We start from the raw sequence: 14,177 nt of genomic DNA, 5'->3' as shown, positions 1-14,177 counted from the left end.
TATTGGCCGGTGCACGGCCTGCTGGCCGCCATCAGCCATCTCATGTTCCTGACCCCCGATGCGGCGCCGTTGGCTGTTCCCTCGCCGTGGGAAATCAAGCCGTCGCGTCATCATGCCGAGATGGCGGTGCAGCTTCTGGCCCTGTACGGCTACCGGGTGATCCTGGCCCTTCCCGTCTATGTCCTGCTTTGCCGGCTGGTCCGCTCGACCTGGCGCCGCTTGGTCCTGGTGGTCTTGCTGCTGTGTATCCTTGGCGGCTGGCCGGCGCTGGTGGTCAACGCCATGTTCACCCTGGCGCAACACGTGGTGAACTGGCCGCCTTCCTATTACCTGTTCGTCGACACCATCTTGTCGTTCGACTGGTCCATGATCGGGTTCCTGCCGTTGCTGGCGCTGCTGATCCTGCGGGGGCCGGTGAACTGGTGGCAGGCCATGCTGATGGCGGCGTTCGGTCAGGTTCTGATGGACAACCTCGGTCTGGTCACCGGCATCGCCCTGGGATTGGCCGGCTGGCGCGAGCGGGGATGGCGGCATGGCGGCGTGCTGCTCGTGGCCGCCGGTGTCGGCACCGTGCTGGTCTTCTCCCTGTTCTCGACGTTCGGCACGTTGCAGATGGAGGAATCCGGCCTTGCCAGGGCGGCGGAGGTCGAGGGTGTCTTCAACAAGATGTGGGCTTGGCTCGGTTATTATTGGGACATTCAGGCCAAGTACAATTTCCTGTGGCTCAACGTGACCATCGCCAACATGCTGTCGGTGATGATGCCGGCCGTTCTCTTTTCGGCGGCCGCCAGCGCCTTCATGACTGAAACGCCGCTGGAAGCGGTGGAAACGCGGCGGCGGGTGTGGGCTGTCCTGGCTCCTTGCGTGGGGTTCGCGGTCACCGTGTTCATCGGCATGTTCAAAAGCGGCTACGGTTCCGATCTTGGCCGGCAGATGCTGCCGTTGGCGGTGATGACGCCGTTCGTGTTCGTGGTCCTGGCCGGCCGGTGGCGTTCGCGCCCGGCCTAGCCCGTTTTTTGTCCTGGCTCCCCCTTCCTCGTGTGCTATATCCCTGACATTGCGCGTTTATGCGCACCTCTCACCTCACCTGACGCAGGCTTCCGATGTCCGATCTCCGTCCCATTCGCCGTGCCCTGATTTCCGTGTCCGACAAGACCGGTCTGATTGAATTCGCCCGTTTCCTGGCCGAACGGAACGTCGAGATCCTGTCCACCGGCGGCACCTGCAAGGCGATTCGCGATGCCGGCATCGCGGTGGTCGAGGTGGCGGATTACACCGGTTTCCCGGAAATGCTGGATGGCCGCGTCAAGACCTTGCATCCCAAGGTGCATGGCGGCCTGTTGGGTATCCGTGGCAACGCCGAACATGAAGGCGCCATGGCCGAGCACGGCATCCAGCCCATCGACCTGCTGGTGGTCAACCTGTATCCGTTCGAGGCCACCGTGGCCAAGGGCGCCGATTACGAAACCTGTGTCGAGAACATCGATATCGGCGGTCCGGCGATGATCCGTGCCGCGTCCAAGAACCACGATTCCGTCAGCGTGGTGGTGGACGTCGAGGATTACGCGGTGGTCATGGAAGAGATGAGCGCCCATGCCGGCGCCACCACCCTGGCCCTTCGCAAGAAGCTGGCCGCCACCGCCTATGCCCGTACCGGCGCCTACGACGCCGCCATCAGCCAGTGGTTTGCCAAGGAACTGGGCGACACCTTCCCGCGCCGCGTGGTGGTCGCCGGCGAGTTGAAGCAGTCGTTGCGCTATGGCGAGAACCCGCATCAGGCCGCCGCCTTCTATGTCACCGGCGACAAGCGTCCAGGCATCGCCACCGCCCGCCAGCTTCAGGGCAAGGAGCTGTCCTACAACAATCTGAACGACACCGACGCCGCCTTCGAGCTGGCGGCCGAGTTCGACGAACCGACCGTGGCCATCATCAAGCACGCCAATCCCTGCGGCGTCGCCAGCGGCGCCGACATGGTCAGCGCCTACAAGGCGGCCCTGGCCTGCGACCCGGTGTCGGCGTTCGGCGGCATCATCGCGCTGAACCGCAAGCTGGACGGCGCCACCGCCGCCGAAATCAGCAAGCTGTTCACCGAAGTGGTGATCGCCCCCGAGGCGGACGAGGATGCCGTCGCCGCCTTCGCCGCCAAGAAGAACCTGCGTCTTCTGGTCACCGGCGGCATGCCCGACGTCTCGGCCGGCGGCATGACGCTGCGCGCCGTGTCGGGCGGCTATCTGTTCCAGACCAAGGACAACGGCCGCGTTCGGCTCGAGGAACTGAAGGTGGTGACCAAGCGGGCGCCGACCGAACAGGAACTCAAGGATTTGCTGTTCGCCTTCCGGGTGTGCAAGCACGTGAAATCCAACGCCATCATCTACGTCAAGGACGGCGTCACCGTCGGTATCGGCGCCGGCCAGATGAGCCGCGTCGACAGTTCGCGCATCGCCGCCTGGAAAAGCCAGGAAGCGGCCACCGCCGCCGGCCAGGCCCAGCCGGGAACCGTGGGCTCGGTGGTGGCGTCCGACGCCTTCTTCCCGTTCGCCGACGGCTTGCTGGCGGCGGCGGCGGCGGGTGCCACCGCCATCATCCAGCCGGGCGGTTCCATGCGCGACGCCGAAGTGATCGCGGCGGCCGATGAAAAAGGCCTGGCCATGGTGTTCACCGGCATGCGCCATTTCCGCCACTAAGCCGCCGGAGCCTTCGTTCATGATCGAGAACCCTCGCGTCGGCGTCATCGGACTGGGCTATGTGGGTCTGCCGCTGGCAGTCGCCGTCGCCCGCCATTTTCCCACCGTCGGCTTCGACATCTCGGTGCCGCGCGTCAACGAACTCAAGGCCGGCAAGGATCGGACCGGCGAGATCGAATCGCCGGTCTTGCGGGCCAGTTCGCTGCGCCTGAGTGCCGACGCCGCCGACCTCAAGGGGGTCGACGTCTACATCGTCACCGTGCCGACGCCGGTGGACCTTGAGAACCGCCCCGACCTGGGGCCGGTTCTGTCGGCGTGCCGTACGGTCGGCCAGGCCATGGCCAAGGGTGCCGTGGTGGTGTTCGAGAGCACCGTCTATCCCGGCGTCACCGAGGATATCTGCGGTCCCGAACTGGAAAAGCATTCCGGCCTCAAGGCGGGGGTGGACTTCTTCCTGGGTTACAGCCCGGAACGCATCAATCCCGGCGACAAGCTGCATACGGTTGACCGCATCACCAAGGTGGTGTCCGGCCAGACCCCCGAGGTCGCCCAATTGCTGGGCCGCATCTACGGCTCGGTGACCACCGGTGGCGTGTTCCTGGCCGCGTCCATTCGGGTCGCCGAAGCCGCCAAGGTGATCGAGAACGCCCAGCGCGACATCAACATCGCCTTCATCAACGAAATCACCATGATCTTCCAGAAACTGGGGATTTCGGTTCACGACGTGCTGGAAGCGTCGGGCACCAAGTGGAACTTCCTGAACTTCAAGCCCGGCTTGGTGGGCGGCCACTGCATCGGCGTCGATCCGTTCTATCTGGCGCTGTGCGCGCAACAGAACGGTCACCACCCGGAAATCATCTTGTCGGGACGGCGCATCAACGACGGCATGGGACCGTGGATCGCCGGACGCATCAGCGAACGCCTGGAACGTTCCGCCCGCATCCTGGTGCTGGGCCTGACCTTCAAGGAGGACGTGCCCGACCTGCGGAACAGCAAGGTGGTGGACGTCATCGCCGGCTTGCGCGCGCGCGGGCACACGGTGGATGTGCACGACCCCTTCGCCGACGCCGAGGAGGCCCGGCACGAATACAACGAGACGCTGCTGTCCAGCCTGGACGGCTGTGCCGGTTACGACGCCCTGGTGGTGGCGGTGCCGCACGCTCCTTATGGCGCGCTCAGCAACGAGACCATTGCCCAGATGGTGCGTGACGGCGGTCTGATCGCCGACATCAAGGGGGTGTGGCGCGGTCGCGACCTGCCGCCTGGCCGCCGGCTGTGGGGGCTGTGACCCAAGTCCGGGTTGTGGTGCGCGTCAGGTCCGGGCGGCCAGGATGATTTCCGCCGCCTGGGCCAGGTCGTCCACCACATGGTGGGCCTTGGTTCCGGCCACGAATTTGTGGCCGTGTCCGGTGCGCACCAGAAAGGTGGTGGCGCCCACCGCCAACCCCATTTCCACGTCCACTTCCTTGTCGCCGACCATGAAGGCGCGGCGGGGATCGAAACCATGTTCGGCCACCGCCTGCAAGACCATGCCCGGCAACGGCTTGCGGCAGTCGCAATCGTCGTCGGGTCCGTGCGGGCACAGGTAGATGCCGTCCAGTTCGACTCCTTCCGCCGCCAGCAAGGCGCGCAGGCGGCCGTGGACCTCCTCCAGCCGGTCCAGGCTGAAATAGCCGCGGGCGATTCCTGATTGATTGGTCAGCACGGCGATACCGAAACCGGCATCGCGCAGCCGCCTGAGAGCGGCCGCGGCGCCGGGCAGCAACTCCATTTGGTCGGGATCGGAAAGGTAATGCTTTTCGACGTTGAGGGTGCCGTCACGGTCGATCAGCACGAAGGGGCGGGATTGCGGCATTCTTGGGTCCAACATTCTCAGGCGGATCGACGCAGGCGGCAGGCATAGAAAGCGTCAAGCCCGCCAAGTTCGGCAAGATGGCAAGGCAGGGTCCGCAAATCGCCCTGTGGGGTGATCAACTCATCCAGGCCGCCGACTTCCTCGGGCCGCACCGGTTCGCGGACGAAGGGCGCACCTTCGGACAGAAGGGTGGCGATCTGCGGCTCGCTTTCCTCGGGTTGCAGCGAGCAGACGCAATAAACCAAGGTTCCCCCCGGCCGCACCAGGGCCGCGGCGGCACGTAGCAGACGAGCCTGGACGCCGGCCAGTTTTGTCACCTCGGGGGCGCTTTTCAGGTGCAATCCGTCGGGATGGCGCCGCAAGGTGCCGGTGGCGCTGCACGGAGCATCCAGCAAGACGGCGTCGAACAGCCGTTCCGGTTGCCAGCTGGCGACGTCGGCGGCAACCACTTCGGCCGACAGGCGTTGACGCCCCAGGTTCTCGCGCACCCGTTCCAACCGCTTGCGTGACAGATCGACGGCGGTGACGCGCGCGCCGGCGGCGGCCAATTGCAAGGTCTTGCCGCCGGGAGCCGCGCACAAATCGGCGATCTCGCGTCCGGCGACGTCGCCCAGCAAGCGCGCCGGCAAGGCGGCGGCGGCGTCTTGGACCCACCATCCGCCTTCGGCGAAGCCGTCGAGCGCGGTGACGTCGCCGCCGTGTCGGCGCAACGAGCCGGTGGGCAACAGCCGTGCGTCCAACCGGCCGGCCCAGCTGGCGGGGTCGGCGGCCACCGTCAGGTCAAGCGGCGCCTCTTCCAGGCAGGCCGAGGCCACGGCATGGGCGGTGCCGGCACCGTAATACCCCTCCCAGGATTCGTACATCCAGCCAGGAATGTCGAGACGGGCGGCATCCTGGGCGGCGACCATGGCGCGGCCGTCGCGGTCGATGCGGCGCAGCACGGCATTGATCAGACCGGACAGGCCGTCCAGTTTCAGCACCCGGCTCAACTCGACGCTGGTGGCGATGGCGGCGTGAGGGGGCGTTTCCAGGAACAGCAACTGGGTGGCGCCAAGACGCAGCAGGTGCCGGATGGCCTTGGGCGGCGACTTGGTGACGAAGGTCGCCAGGATGGCGTCCACTTGGCCGAGACGGCGCAAGGTGGTGGCGACCAACCGGCGCACGAAGGCACGGTCGCGGCTGTCCAGAGCGGAAAAGGCCGTGTTGGCGGTGGTTGCCTCGTCCAGCAGACGGCGACGGTCGAGGACGTCGGCCAACAGGTCGAACGCGACATGGCGGGCGTTTGATACGGCTTGTGTCATGGCACACCCTTAGCCCATTGGCCGGGGCGGGTAAAGTCCGGCGCCACCCGTGGCGGCGGCCAAGCGTTTTCCCGCGAAATTGACAGCGGCGGTCCGGCATACGTATATGGTCGCCACCCGTCGGGGTGGCGGCGTGCGAGGGGGGTCATGGATCGAGTGGTGGTAACCGGCGGTGCCGGCTATATCGGCAGCCACGTCTGCAAGGCCCTGGCCGAACGCGGCCTGCAACCTGTCGCGGTCGACGATCTCAGGACCGGCCGCCGGGACGCCGTGCGGTGGGGACCGTTGGAGCAGGTTTCCGTGCTCGACATGGCGGCGTTTACGGCGGTGCTTGAGCGTCACCGGCCGTTGGCGGTGTTGCATCTGGCGGGACTGATCATGGCTGGTGAATCGGTGGAACGCCCGCTGGATTACTATGCCGACAACGTTGGCGGCATGATCAGCGTGTTGCAGGCCATGACCGCCGCCGACATCCGAATCCTGGTGTTTTCCTCCACCGCTTCGATCTACGGCGTTCCCCAAACCTGTCCGGTTGCCGAGGACGCGCCGCTGGCGCCGATCAACCCCTACGGCGCGTCGAAAGCGATGTGCGAGCGTATCATCGCCGATTGTGCCGCCCGTACCGGCCTGCAATCCATAGCGCTGCGTTATTTCAACGCCTGCGGTGCGGATAAGGACGGTGGCATCGGCGAGATGCATCGCCCCGAAACCCACCTTGTTCCCCTGGCCATCCGGGCGGCGCTGGACCCAGGCTTCGTTCTGGACGTGCTGGGAACCGACTACGATACGCCCGACGGCACCGGCATCCGCGACTATGTCCACGTCTCGGACATCGCCGCCGCCCATGTGCTGGCGTTCGACCATCTGCGCGCCGGCGGCTTGGGCCAACCCTTGAATTTGGGAACCGGAACCGGTTTCAGCGTGCGTGAGATCGTGGCCGAAGTGGAGCGGCAGACCGGGTGCCGGGTCAAGGTGCGGGAAAAACCGCGCCGCCCCGGCGACACCCCGGTTCTGGTCGCCGATTCCACCTTGGCAAGGCAGGTCCTGGGGTGGAAGGCGGGCCATTCCACTCTGGCGGCCATGGTCGGTTCGGCCTGTGTCTGGCACCGTGCCGCCGGCTGGGCCGACTGAGGACAAGACGGATCACAGGCCGGCGATGCGCTCGAATTCCGCCGCCGCCTGATCCCAGCCCCAGGTGTTTTGCAGCTTCAGGCAATCGCGGTGCATGGCCTGCCACAAGGCGTCGTCGGACAGGATTCGGATGGCCCGCTCGGCGAAAGCTTCGGCCCCTTTGACCGCCCAGCCGGTTCGGCCCTCGACCACCCGTTCGCGCATGCAGGCGATGTCTTCCAGCACGGCCGGCAATCCCATGGCCTGGGCTTCGGCTACCGCCGAACAAAAGGTTTCGCCGATGTCGCCGCGATACAGCAGGGCACGGGCGGTCGCCAGCTCGTCAACCAATTGTGCCTTGGGAACCGGACCGCGCAACACCACGCCCTGGTCGGCCAAGGCGGCGGCGTGTTCCAGCACCGGTCCCATGCGGCCGGCCTTGGCTTGGCCGGCGGCGCCGTAGGTGGCGGTGCCGGCGAACACATGCAGTTCGGCGCCGGGAACCGCCGGGCGGATATGGCTTTCCCACAGATCGAGCAGCCAGTCCAGGGAGCGTAACGGGTTCGAGGTGAACACGGCTTTTGGCGGCGGGGCGCAATCGCGTGGCGTGGCGTGGCGGAACAGGTCGGTCAAGCCATAGGGAACGATTTCACGCCCCCCGGCCATGGCCCAGGCGGGATAGGTTCCGGCATGGCTGGCGCCGGAAAAGACGATCACCGGACGCCGCCAGGCCAGTTTCCATTGATAGCGCCATTTGAGCAGGTAGCCGGCGGGATTGTGGATCCAGAAGATCACCCGTCCGGCCTTGCGGCAATGCTGCAACAGCTTGTCGCCCCGGTTGGGAATGTAAAGGTCGGCCTCGGCGGGGACGCCCTGGCCGATGGGCCGCCAGGTGACGCCGCGATGCACCACCTCGGCGTCGCATTTGTTGCAGACAAGGACGTCGTGGCCGCGTGCCGCCAAGGCGTTGGCCATTTCGATGAACGACGTTTCGGCGCCCCCCAGGGGGCGTTGCTCCAGCGTGCGGCCGTCGAAGACGATGCCGTCGTCGGTCATGACGATCCGGGCCATGGGGATCAGTCCTTTTCGTATTTGGCCTTGTAATGGCTGAGCAGCGGGTAGAGCCCGGCGAACAGGGCGATCAGGAAGCCGTAGCCGCCTTCGCGCCAGCCTCCCCGGCGGACATAGCACTTAAAGAAGCGGCTGACCAGACGGCGCAGGTTGCTGGCCGTGGAGCCCCAGGTCTCGCCCTTCTCGCGCAGGTCACGGGCCTTGGCGGTGGAATATTTGTCGAGACGGCGGATCATGTCGGAAATGTCGTCGTCCACGTAGTGGCGCAGCCGGTTGCGCAACATGGCGCCCTTGCGCCCGCGCCAGGTCAGCGACGGATGCACGCGGTCGCGGCCCCAGGTTTTGGCGTTCTTGCGAAACAGACCGGGATAGGCCGCCTTGCCGTACGACCCGCCCCAGCCGTGCCGGACCAGCCGGGTACCGATGTAGTTGTCGACGGGGATTTCGTGCCAGTCGCAGGCGGTGCCGGCGATCACCTGGCGGATTTCCGCCGCCAGTTCCTCGGGAACGTGCTCGTCGGCATCCACCTCGAGCACCCAGTCGCAGCGACAGGCGGCGATGCCGGTGTTGCGCCGGTCGCCCTCGATTTCCCAGGCGCCTTCGACCAGGCGGGCACCATGGGATTGGGCGATGGCCTTGCTGCCGTCGTCGCATTTGTCGAGCACGACCACCAGTTCGTCGGCGAAGCCCAGCCTGTCCAGACAGGCGGCAAGGCGCCGTTCCTCGTTGTGGATCACCACCAGGACACTCAATGTGGGATTTCCGGCCATCATTCTTTCCATTTCCGGGCCAGTATTTCCCACACTTCCGGTTCCCAGGCCAGCATGTACCTTTCGGCGATGGGGCCGCGCTGGGTGAAGTGCAGCACGACGTCGGTGTCGTTGTCATAGCGGCTGATGCCGGCACGGCGGAAAATTTCGCTTCGATCCCGGAGGGGGAAGAATTCGAACGCGCTCAGCAAGGTGTGGCCATTGTCGGGAATGAAGTCTTGCTGGGCATCGACCATCACCCATTTCTTAAGGCCGGGCGAATAATATTCGGCGAAGACGTGGCCGGCGTTGACGTCGGGAATCTGACCGGACAGCAACATGGTGCGGGTCCTGAAGCCGGCGAAACGCAAAAGCGTGGAAGTCGTCTGGCCGATGGTGCCGCAACTGCTGTTGGAATTGACGAAATAGGCGGTCAAATCCTCGAAACGTTGGGCATGCTCCGGCAGGTTGTTCCAGTTCGACAGGTCCTTGTAGGGCAAGTCGGCGTTTTGTCGCCATTGGCGGTAGATGTAATCGGTGATTTCCCGGGCAAGCCGGTCGTCCAGACCGTCATGCCGGTCGAGGATGGCCAGATAGCCGTCGAGGAACTGCCGATAGCGTTGCGTCTCTTCATCGGAAAGCGGCAACAACAGTTGTTCCGCCAGGGGCTTGCGGAAATCGGCGCGGCGGCCGCGATGGTCGACGAATTCGGGGTTGGCGATCAGCTCGCCGACTTCGGGATCGTCGGGTGCGACGACGAAGTTCTTCAAGATGAAGGTTCGGCTGAGATAGGGTCCGTCAGACACCCAGAAATCCCACCAGGCGGCGGCATGGCGCCGTGCGGCAGGGACCGTCGCCACGATCGCCGCTGCGATTGCGGTGGCGACGAGAAGGTATCGGATTATGCGCAAAGGAGCCTCTCGACCGGACATGTGAACCGCACATTAAAAGCAAGAGCTTTTGGCTGGCAAGCCAACGATTGAATTACGTTTGGCTCAGAGGATACAGTCGCGGACTCCTAAAAAAAGGGGCGGGGCGCTTATGCTTTTTTCCTACAAGGGCGTGATGCCGGCGACGTCGCTGCGGCGTTTGCTTCGTGGTGTCGCGACTTTTGCCATCGGAATTTTGTGGGGGCGTGTTCTCAATCGGCCGATTCCGCAGGGCCCGTTGTTCCTGACGTGGCACCTGACGTTCGATTGCAATGCCTTTTGTTCGTTCTGCTCGACGCACAAGGTTCACAAGCGGCATCCGCCCGAAATGGCGTTGGATCGGGCGCTGGCCCTGGCGGACGAGATCGCCGCCAGCGGAACCTGGGTCGTGGGCTTCACCGGTGGCGAAGTGCTGCTGAGTCCGCTGTTGTTCCCACTGATCCGCCGGCTGAAAAGCCATGGCCTGACCTGTTACATCGTCACCAACGGCATGTTGCTGGAGCGTCATGCGCAAGACGTGGTCGACAGCGGCGTGGATTACGTGGTGGTCAGCATCGACAGCGACGATCCGGCGGAACACGACCGCAACCGTCATCTGGACGGTTTGTTCGAGGCGGCCATGCGCGGGATCGACGCGGTCAAGGCCCGGCGTCGGGGCAGCCGCCCGCAATTGAAGACCACCACGGTAATCACCTCGTGGAATTTGGAACGGGTGGTTCCCATTCTCGAGATGCTGTCGGAAAAGGTGGACAAGGTCGCCGCCCAGCCGGTCACCTGGGGGTATCAGGACCATCCCCACGGCAAATCCAAGGAACAATTGGAACAGCACATTTTCGCGCCCGACCAGCGTGCGCGGGTCGAGGCGGGTTTCGCCCGCATCAGCGAACGTTTCCCCATGTTCCGCAATCGCTATTTCGGGTCCATTCCCACCTATTGGTTTGATCCGCACAGTTTGATGCAAAGCACTCCCTGCTGGTCGCCGTTCCTGCGCCTGTCGATCATGCCCGATGGCGACGTCGTCCACTGCGCGGCCCGCTTTCCACCGGTGGGGAATGTGCTTCGCGACGGGATCAAGGCTGTTTGGAACAGCCCGGCCATGTTGCAACAGCGCGATCTTGTCCGGCGGCGGCGCAACCGTTGCATCTGCTGGTCCCAGGATTCTTCCTTCAATGCCCTGATGTCCGGCCTGCCGCTGGTCAACCGGTTGCCGGCGCTGGGGCGTGACCTGGGCGACGACGTCGCCGCTCTCTCTTCCAGCAAGGACCAATCCGCGTCATGACGGCCATTCCCCGCCTTTCCATCCCGTTGCCGTTTCCGGCGCTGTTGCGGACCGCGGCGGCGCTTGCCGGCGCCCAAGGTGGCGGCGCCGAGATCGCTGCGTTCGAACGGGCCTTCGCCGCCCGCTACGGTCGCCAGGACGCGGTGTGTTTTTGCCGTGCGCGCATGGGGTTCTTCCACCTGCTGCGGTGTCTCGACCTGGCTGAAGGGGCCGAGGTCCTGATCGGTGGGCTGCATGTGGCGGATTTCGTGAACATCATCCGCCTGGCCGGTTTCGTTCCGGTGGTGGTTGATCTGGAGCCCCGCGGGTTCCGTCTGGATGAAGACGACCTGGAGCGCAAACTGTCGCCGCGTTCGGCGGTGTTGCTGGTTACCCACCTGTCCGGTTACGTGCACGACATGCCGCGGTTGCGGAAAATCTGCGACGACCGTGGCGTGATGTTGGTCGAGGATTGTTCGCAGGCTTTTGCCGCCCGTTACGACGGCCAAAGGGTGGGAACCTTCGGCCATGCCGCCATCTTCAGCCTCAGCTTGCTGAAATCGGTGTGCACCCTCAACGGAGGGATTGTCCTGGCCGAGGATCCGGCCCTGCTTGAACGTCTGCATCGCGCCGCCGAGGCCGAGGGTGCGGCCAGCCGTGGCCCCATGCTGGCCGAAACGCTCAAGAACCTGGTGATCAAGACGGCCACCTGGCCGCCGCTGTTTTCCCTGACCGTCCTGCCGTTGCTGCGGCTGACGGCAGCGGCGGGCGATTGGTTCGCGCGTTACCAGAAAACCAACAAGACCGTGGTCTTGCGCGACCGTCTTCCACCGGTGTTTCGCGAACGTTTCACGGCCGTCCAGGCACGTCTGGGGATGTCGCTATTGCCGGATCTGGACGCGCGAGAAAGTAAGCGGCAGGCGGCCGGCCGGCTGTTGCGCAGCCTGATCGAACCGGACGGCAAGGTTGCGTTGCCGCCGCAATGCGACAGCGCCGACAACGGCTATTGGCTGTTCCCGCTGGTGGTCGAGGACCCGGCCCGCCTGAAGGCGGCGTTGTCGAGGCAGGGTGTGGATTCCGCCCCGATGTTGCTGGCGGCGCTCAGCACCGAGGCGGCTTTCGCCGGCATGGGGTTCAGTGCCCCCAACGCCGAATGGACACGCGCCCACACCTTGTTCGTGCCCATGTATCCGACATTGGACGAGACGGACATCCGCCGTATTGCCGCCGCCATCGCGGATTTTCAGCGCGCGTCTTGAGCTAAGCCCGCACCGACGGCAGCGGGAACGGCCGCTGTCGGGCCCGCTCCAGGGCGGTCCGATAGGTCGCCAGGGTTTGCTCCATGCGGTGGTCGAAACGCATGGAATGTTCGGCGAGATGACGGGCTCCGTCGGCCACCTTGGCGGCTTCGTCGGGGGTGCGGATCACTCGGGCGATGGCGTCGGCCAGGGCTTGCGGCTGCGCCGGCGGCACCAGCCAGCCGGTCGTGCCGTCCACCACGATTTCCGGGACGCCGCCGACCGCGCTGGCGACCACCGGCCGCCCGGTGGCGAAGGCCTGGACCGCCACGCGCGGCTGCGCCTCGGTCAGGGACGGGATGACTACGGCGTCGGCCATCTGCATCAGGGCCGACACGTCGTCGCGATAGCCGAGAAAACGCACGTCCAGCGCCATGGCCTGGTTGCGCAGAGCATTTTCGTAATCGGCACTTTCGGCGGTGGCCGACCCGGCCAGGACCAGGGTCGGAACAATGCCTCGGGCCTTCAACAGGGCCAGGGCGTCGAGCAGGAAGTTCTGGCCCTTGTCGGGGCGCAGCATGCCGACGCAGACCAGGGCGAAGGCGTCTTCCGCGACGCCGGTCTCGGCGCGCAGCCGGGCGCGGGTGGCCACCGGGTCGTCCAACTGGAAGAAGCTTTCGTCGGCCCAGCCGCCGATGGCGGTGGAACGCTTGGGATCGGCCAGCCCGATATCGACCAGATGGTCGCGCGTGCAGCCGGCGACGGTGATGACGTGGTCGGCCAGCCGCCATTGCAGGCGGCGCGCGGCGCTGGTCTTGAGCGGCTGGTTGACGTGGCGGGAACGGACCAGGGCGCACAGGTCCATGCAGGCCAGGGCCGTCTTAGCGTCACGGGTGACGTGGGCGTCGATCACCTCGATCCGTTTCTCGCGCACCAGCGCCCGCATGGCCTTGATGGTGGCGGGGTGCCAGGGCGGGTCGAAACTCATGGCGACCACCGGCAAGCCCAAGGCGGCGGCCCGGCGATAGGGTTCGCCATCGGCGGGTGCCGCCAGCCACACGTCGTGGCCATGGGCGACCAGCCAGCGCACCTGTTCGATGGTCCGGTGTTCCATGCCGCCCCAGTTGCGGCCGGGAATGGTGTGCAGGATACGCATCTGTCCCTCGGGCCGGGGCGGCGGAACCGCGCCGCTCAGTCGAACAGGCTGTAGCGGACGATGCAGTAAAGAGCGCGGACGCCGTCACGCCAGCCGATCTTCTTGCCTTCCTCGTAAGTGCGGCCGGAATAGCTGATGCCCACCTCGTAGATGCGCGGCCGCGGCTTCAGCCGGGCGATCTTGGCGGTGATCTCGGGCTCGAACCCGAAGCGGTTCTCGACGATGGCGATGCCCTGGATGACCTCGCGCTTGAAGACCTTGTAGCAAGTCTCCATGTCGGTGAGGTTCAGGTCGGTCATCATGTTGCTGGCCAGCGTCAGCATGGCGTTGCCGATGGAATGCCAGAAATACAGGACGCGGGTTTCGTCGCCGCCCTTGAAGCGCGATCCGAACACCACGTCGGCGCGGCCGTCCAGCAACGGCTTCAACAGCTTGGGATAGTCGTTGGGGCTGTATTCAAGGTCGGCGTCCTGAACCAGCACGACATCACCGGTCGCTTTGGTGAAACCGGTCCGCAGCGCGGCGCCCTTGCCCTGGTTGACGCCATGGAAGGCGCATTGGATCTCGGGATGCTTCTCGGCCAGCGCCTTCATCACCTCGACCGAACGATCACGTGAGCCGTCGTCAACGATCACGATCTCGATTCCCAGCCCGCAGCGGTCGGCTTCGAGAACGCGGCCAACGATGGTTTCGAGAGTGTTTTCTTCGTTGTAGCAAGGAATGACGACGGTCAGCGTATTCAGCGACATGACGAATCCGAACTCAAATGGCGATGCCACCGTTCATACGGGTTTGACCGTCGGTTGGCTAGTGGAGATTGGCGAAA

The 14,177-nt window shown here is 65.2% G+C and carries 13 protein-coding genes; 6 read left to right on the top strand and 7 right to left on the bottom strand.

Annotated elements, in window-relative coordinates; genetic code table 11:
• Nucleotides 1–9: 9 nt before the first annotated feature.
• The 3 genes from G4223_RS15925 to G4223_RS15915 all read left to right on the top strand — a co-directional run bounded on the left by G4223_RS15925 (nt 10) and on the right by G4223_RS15915 (nt 3,972).
• A complete protein-coding gene (locus G4223_RS15925) occupies nt 10–1,008 on the top strand; it encodes a hypothetical protein (protein ID WP_163681797.1) in 999 nt (332 codons plus the stop codon).
• A 95-nt stretch (nt 1,009–1,103) separates the two neighbouring features.
• Nucleotides 1,104–2,684 (top strand): bifunctional phosphoribosylaminoimidazolecarboxamide formyltransferase/IMP cyclohydrolase, encoded by a 1,581-nt coding sequence (gene purH / locus G4223_RS15920; protein ID WP_163681795.1) that lies wholly within the window; start codon nt 1,104–1,106, stop codon nt 2,682–2,684.
• A 19-nt stretch (nt 2,685–2,703) separates the two neighbouring features.
• Nucleotides 2,704–3,972 (top strand): nucleotide sugar dehydrogenase, encoded by a 1,269-nt coding sequence (locus G4223_RS15915; RefSeq protein WP_163681794.1) that lies wholly within the window; start codon nt 2,704–2,706, stop codon nt 3,970–3,972.
• A 24-nt stretch (nt 3,973–3,996) separates the two neighbouring features.
• Here the strand turns inward: G4223_RS15915 and gmhB are convergent, their stop codons facing one another.
• The gene (gene gmhB / locus G4223_RS15910; RefSeq protein ID WP_163681792.1) at nt 3,997–4,539 is read right to left on the bottom strand and encodes a D-glycero-beta-D-manno-heptose 1,7-bisphosphate 7-phosphatase; all 543 of its coding nucleotides are present in this window, start codon (nt 4,537–4,539) and stop codon (nt 3,997–3,999) included.
• Between the two features lie 17 nt (nt 4,540–4,556).
• Nucleotides 4,557–5,840 carry an RsmB/NOP family class I SAM-dependent RNA methyltransferase gene (locus tag G4223_RS15905; protein WP_163681789.1) on the bottom strand — a complete coding sequence of 428 codons (1,284 nt, stop codon included), beginning with the start codon at nt 5,838–5,840 and terminating at the stop codon, nt 4,557–4,559.
• Nucleotides 5,841–5,987: 147 nt separating this feature from the next.
• Between G4223_RS15905 and galE the strand changes: the two genes are divergently transcribed.
• Nucleotides 5,988–6,971, top strand: a complete 984-nt coding sequence (gene galE, locus G4223_RS15900) for a UDP-glucose 4-epimerase GalE (protein WP_163681787.1) — start codon at nt 5,988–5,990, stop codon at nt 6,969–6,971.
• 12 nt (nt 6,972–6,983) lie between these two features.
• Here galE and G4223_RS15895 read toward each other — a convergent pair whose 3' ends face one another.
• Genes G4223_RS15895 through G4223_RS15885 form a run of 3 tightly spaced genes read right to left on the bottom strand, consistent with a single transcriptional unit; the run spans nt 6,984 to nt 9,576 of the window.
• Complete coding sequence (locus G4223_RS15895) at nt 6,984–8,021, bottom strand: glycosyltransferase (protein ID WP_163681785.1); 1,038 nt, start codon at nt 8,019–8,021, stop codon at nt 6,984–6,986.
• A gap of 5 nt (nt 8,022–8,026) precedes the next feature.
• Complete coding sequence (locus G4223_RS15890; protein ID WP_241004164.1) at nt 8,027–8,794, bottom strand: glycosyltransferase family 2 protein; 768 nt, start codon at nt 8,792–8,794, stop codon at nt 8,027–8,029.
• Nucleotides 8,791–9,576, bottom strand: a complete 786-nt coding sequence (locus tag G4223_RS15885) for a hypothetical protein (protein ID WP_163681783.1) — start codon at nt 9,574–9,576, stop codon at nt 8,791–8,793. Before G4223_RS15885 ends, G4223_RS15890 begins: the two co-directional genes overlap by 4 nt.
• Before the next feature lie 235 nt (nt 9,577–9,811).
• Between G4223_RS15885 and G4223_RS15880 the strand changes: the two genes are divergently transcribed.
• Together G4223_RS15880 and G4223_RS15875 are read left to right on the top strand one after the other, a co-directional pair.
• Complete coding sequence (locus tag G4223_RS15880; RefSeq protein ID WP_163681781.1) at nt 9,812–10,978, top strand: radical SAM protein; 1,167 nt, start codon at nt 9,812–9,814, stop codon at nt 10,976–10,978.
• A complete protein-coding gene (locus tag G4223_RS15875) occupies nt 10,975–12,216 on the top strand; it encodes a DegT/DnrJ/EryC1/StrS family aminotransferase (RefSeq protein WP_163681779.1) in 1,242 nt (413 codons plus the stop codon). Before G4223_RS15880 ends, G4223_RS15875 begins: the two co-directional genes overlap by 4 nt.
• A 1-nt stretch (nt 12,217) precedes the next feature.
• Here G4223_RS15875 and G4223_RS15870 read toward each other — a convergent pair whose 3' ends face one another.
• Nucleotides 12,218–13,351, bottom strand: coding sequence for a glycosyltransferase family 4 protein (locus G4223_RS15870; RefSeq protein WP_163681777.1), 1,134 nt, complete (start codon nt 13,349–13,351; stop codon nt 12,218–12,220).
• Between the two features lie 35 nt (nt 13,352–13,386).
• Nucleotides 13,387–14,100, bottom strand: a complete 714-nt coding sequence (locus G4223_RS15865) for a glycosyltransferase family 2 protein (protein ID WP_163681775.1) — start codon at nt 14,098–14,100, stop codon at nt 13,387–13,389.
• Nucleotides 14,101–14,177: the final 77 nt, after the last annotated feature.

This window comes from Magnetospirillum aberrantis SpK (genome assembly GCF_011022235.1).
Lineage (GTDB): Bacteria > Pseudomonadota > Alphaproteobacteria > Rhodospirillales > Magnetospirillaceae > Magnetospirillum > Magnetospirillum aberrantis.
This window is presented reverse-complemented; position numbering and strand designations above follow the sequence as displayed.

Coding starts and splice junctions, on each gene's coding strand:
- purH (WP_163681795.1), top strand. CDS start 1,104: ATGTCCGATCTCCGTCCCATTCGCCGTGCCCTGATTTCCGTGTCCGAC.
- G4223_RS15915 (WP_163681794.1), top strand. CDS start 2,704: ATGATCGAGAACCCTCGCGTCGGCGTCATCGGACTGGGCTATGTGGGT.
- gmhB (WP_163681792.1), bottom strand. CDS start 4,539: ATGCCGCAATCCCGCCCCTTCGTGCTGATCGACCGTGACGGCACCCTC.
- G4223_RS15905 (WP_163681789.1), bottom strand. CDS start 5,840: ATGACACAAGCCGTATCAAACGCCCGCCATGTCGCGTTCGACCTGTTG.
- galE (WP_163681787.1), top strand. CDS start 5,988: ATGGATCGAGTGGTGGTAACCGGCGGTGCCGGCTATATCGGCAGCCAC.
- G4223_RS15895 (WP_163681785.1), bottom strand. CDS start 8,021: ATGGCCCGGATCGTCATGACCGACGACGGCATCGTCTTCGACGGCCGC.
- G4223_RS15890 (WP_241004164.1), bottom strand. CDS start 8,794: ATGATGGCCGGAAATCCCACATTGAGTGTCCTGGTGGTGATCCACAAC.
- G4223_RS15880 (WP_163681781.1), top strand. CDS start 9,812: ATGCTTTTTTCCTACAAGGGCGTGATGCCGGCGACGTCGCTGCGGCGT.
- G4223_RS15875 (WP_163681779.1), top strand. CDS start 10,975: ATGACGGCCATTCCCCGCCTTTCCATCCCGTTGCCGTTTCCGGCGCTG.
- G4223_RS15870 (WP_163681777.1), bottom strand. CDS start 13,351: ATGCGTATCCTGCACACCATTCCCGGCCGCAACTGGGGCGGCATGGAA.
- G4223_RS15865 (WP_163681775.1), bottom strand. CDS start 14,100: ATGTCGCTGAATACGCTGACCGTCGTCATTCCTTGCTACAACGAAGAA.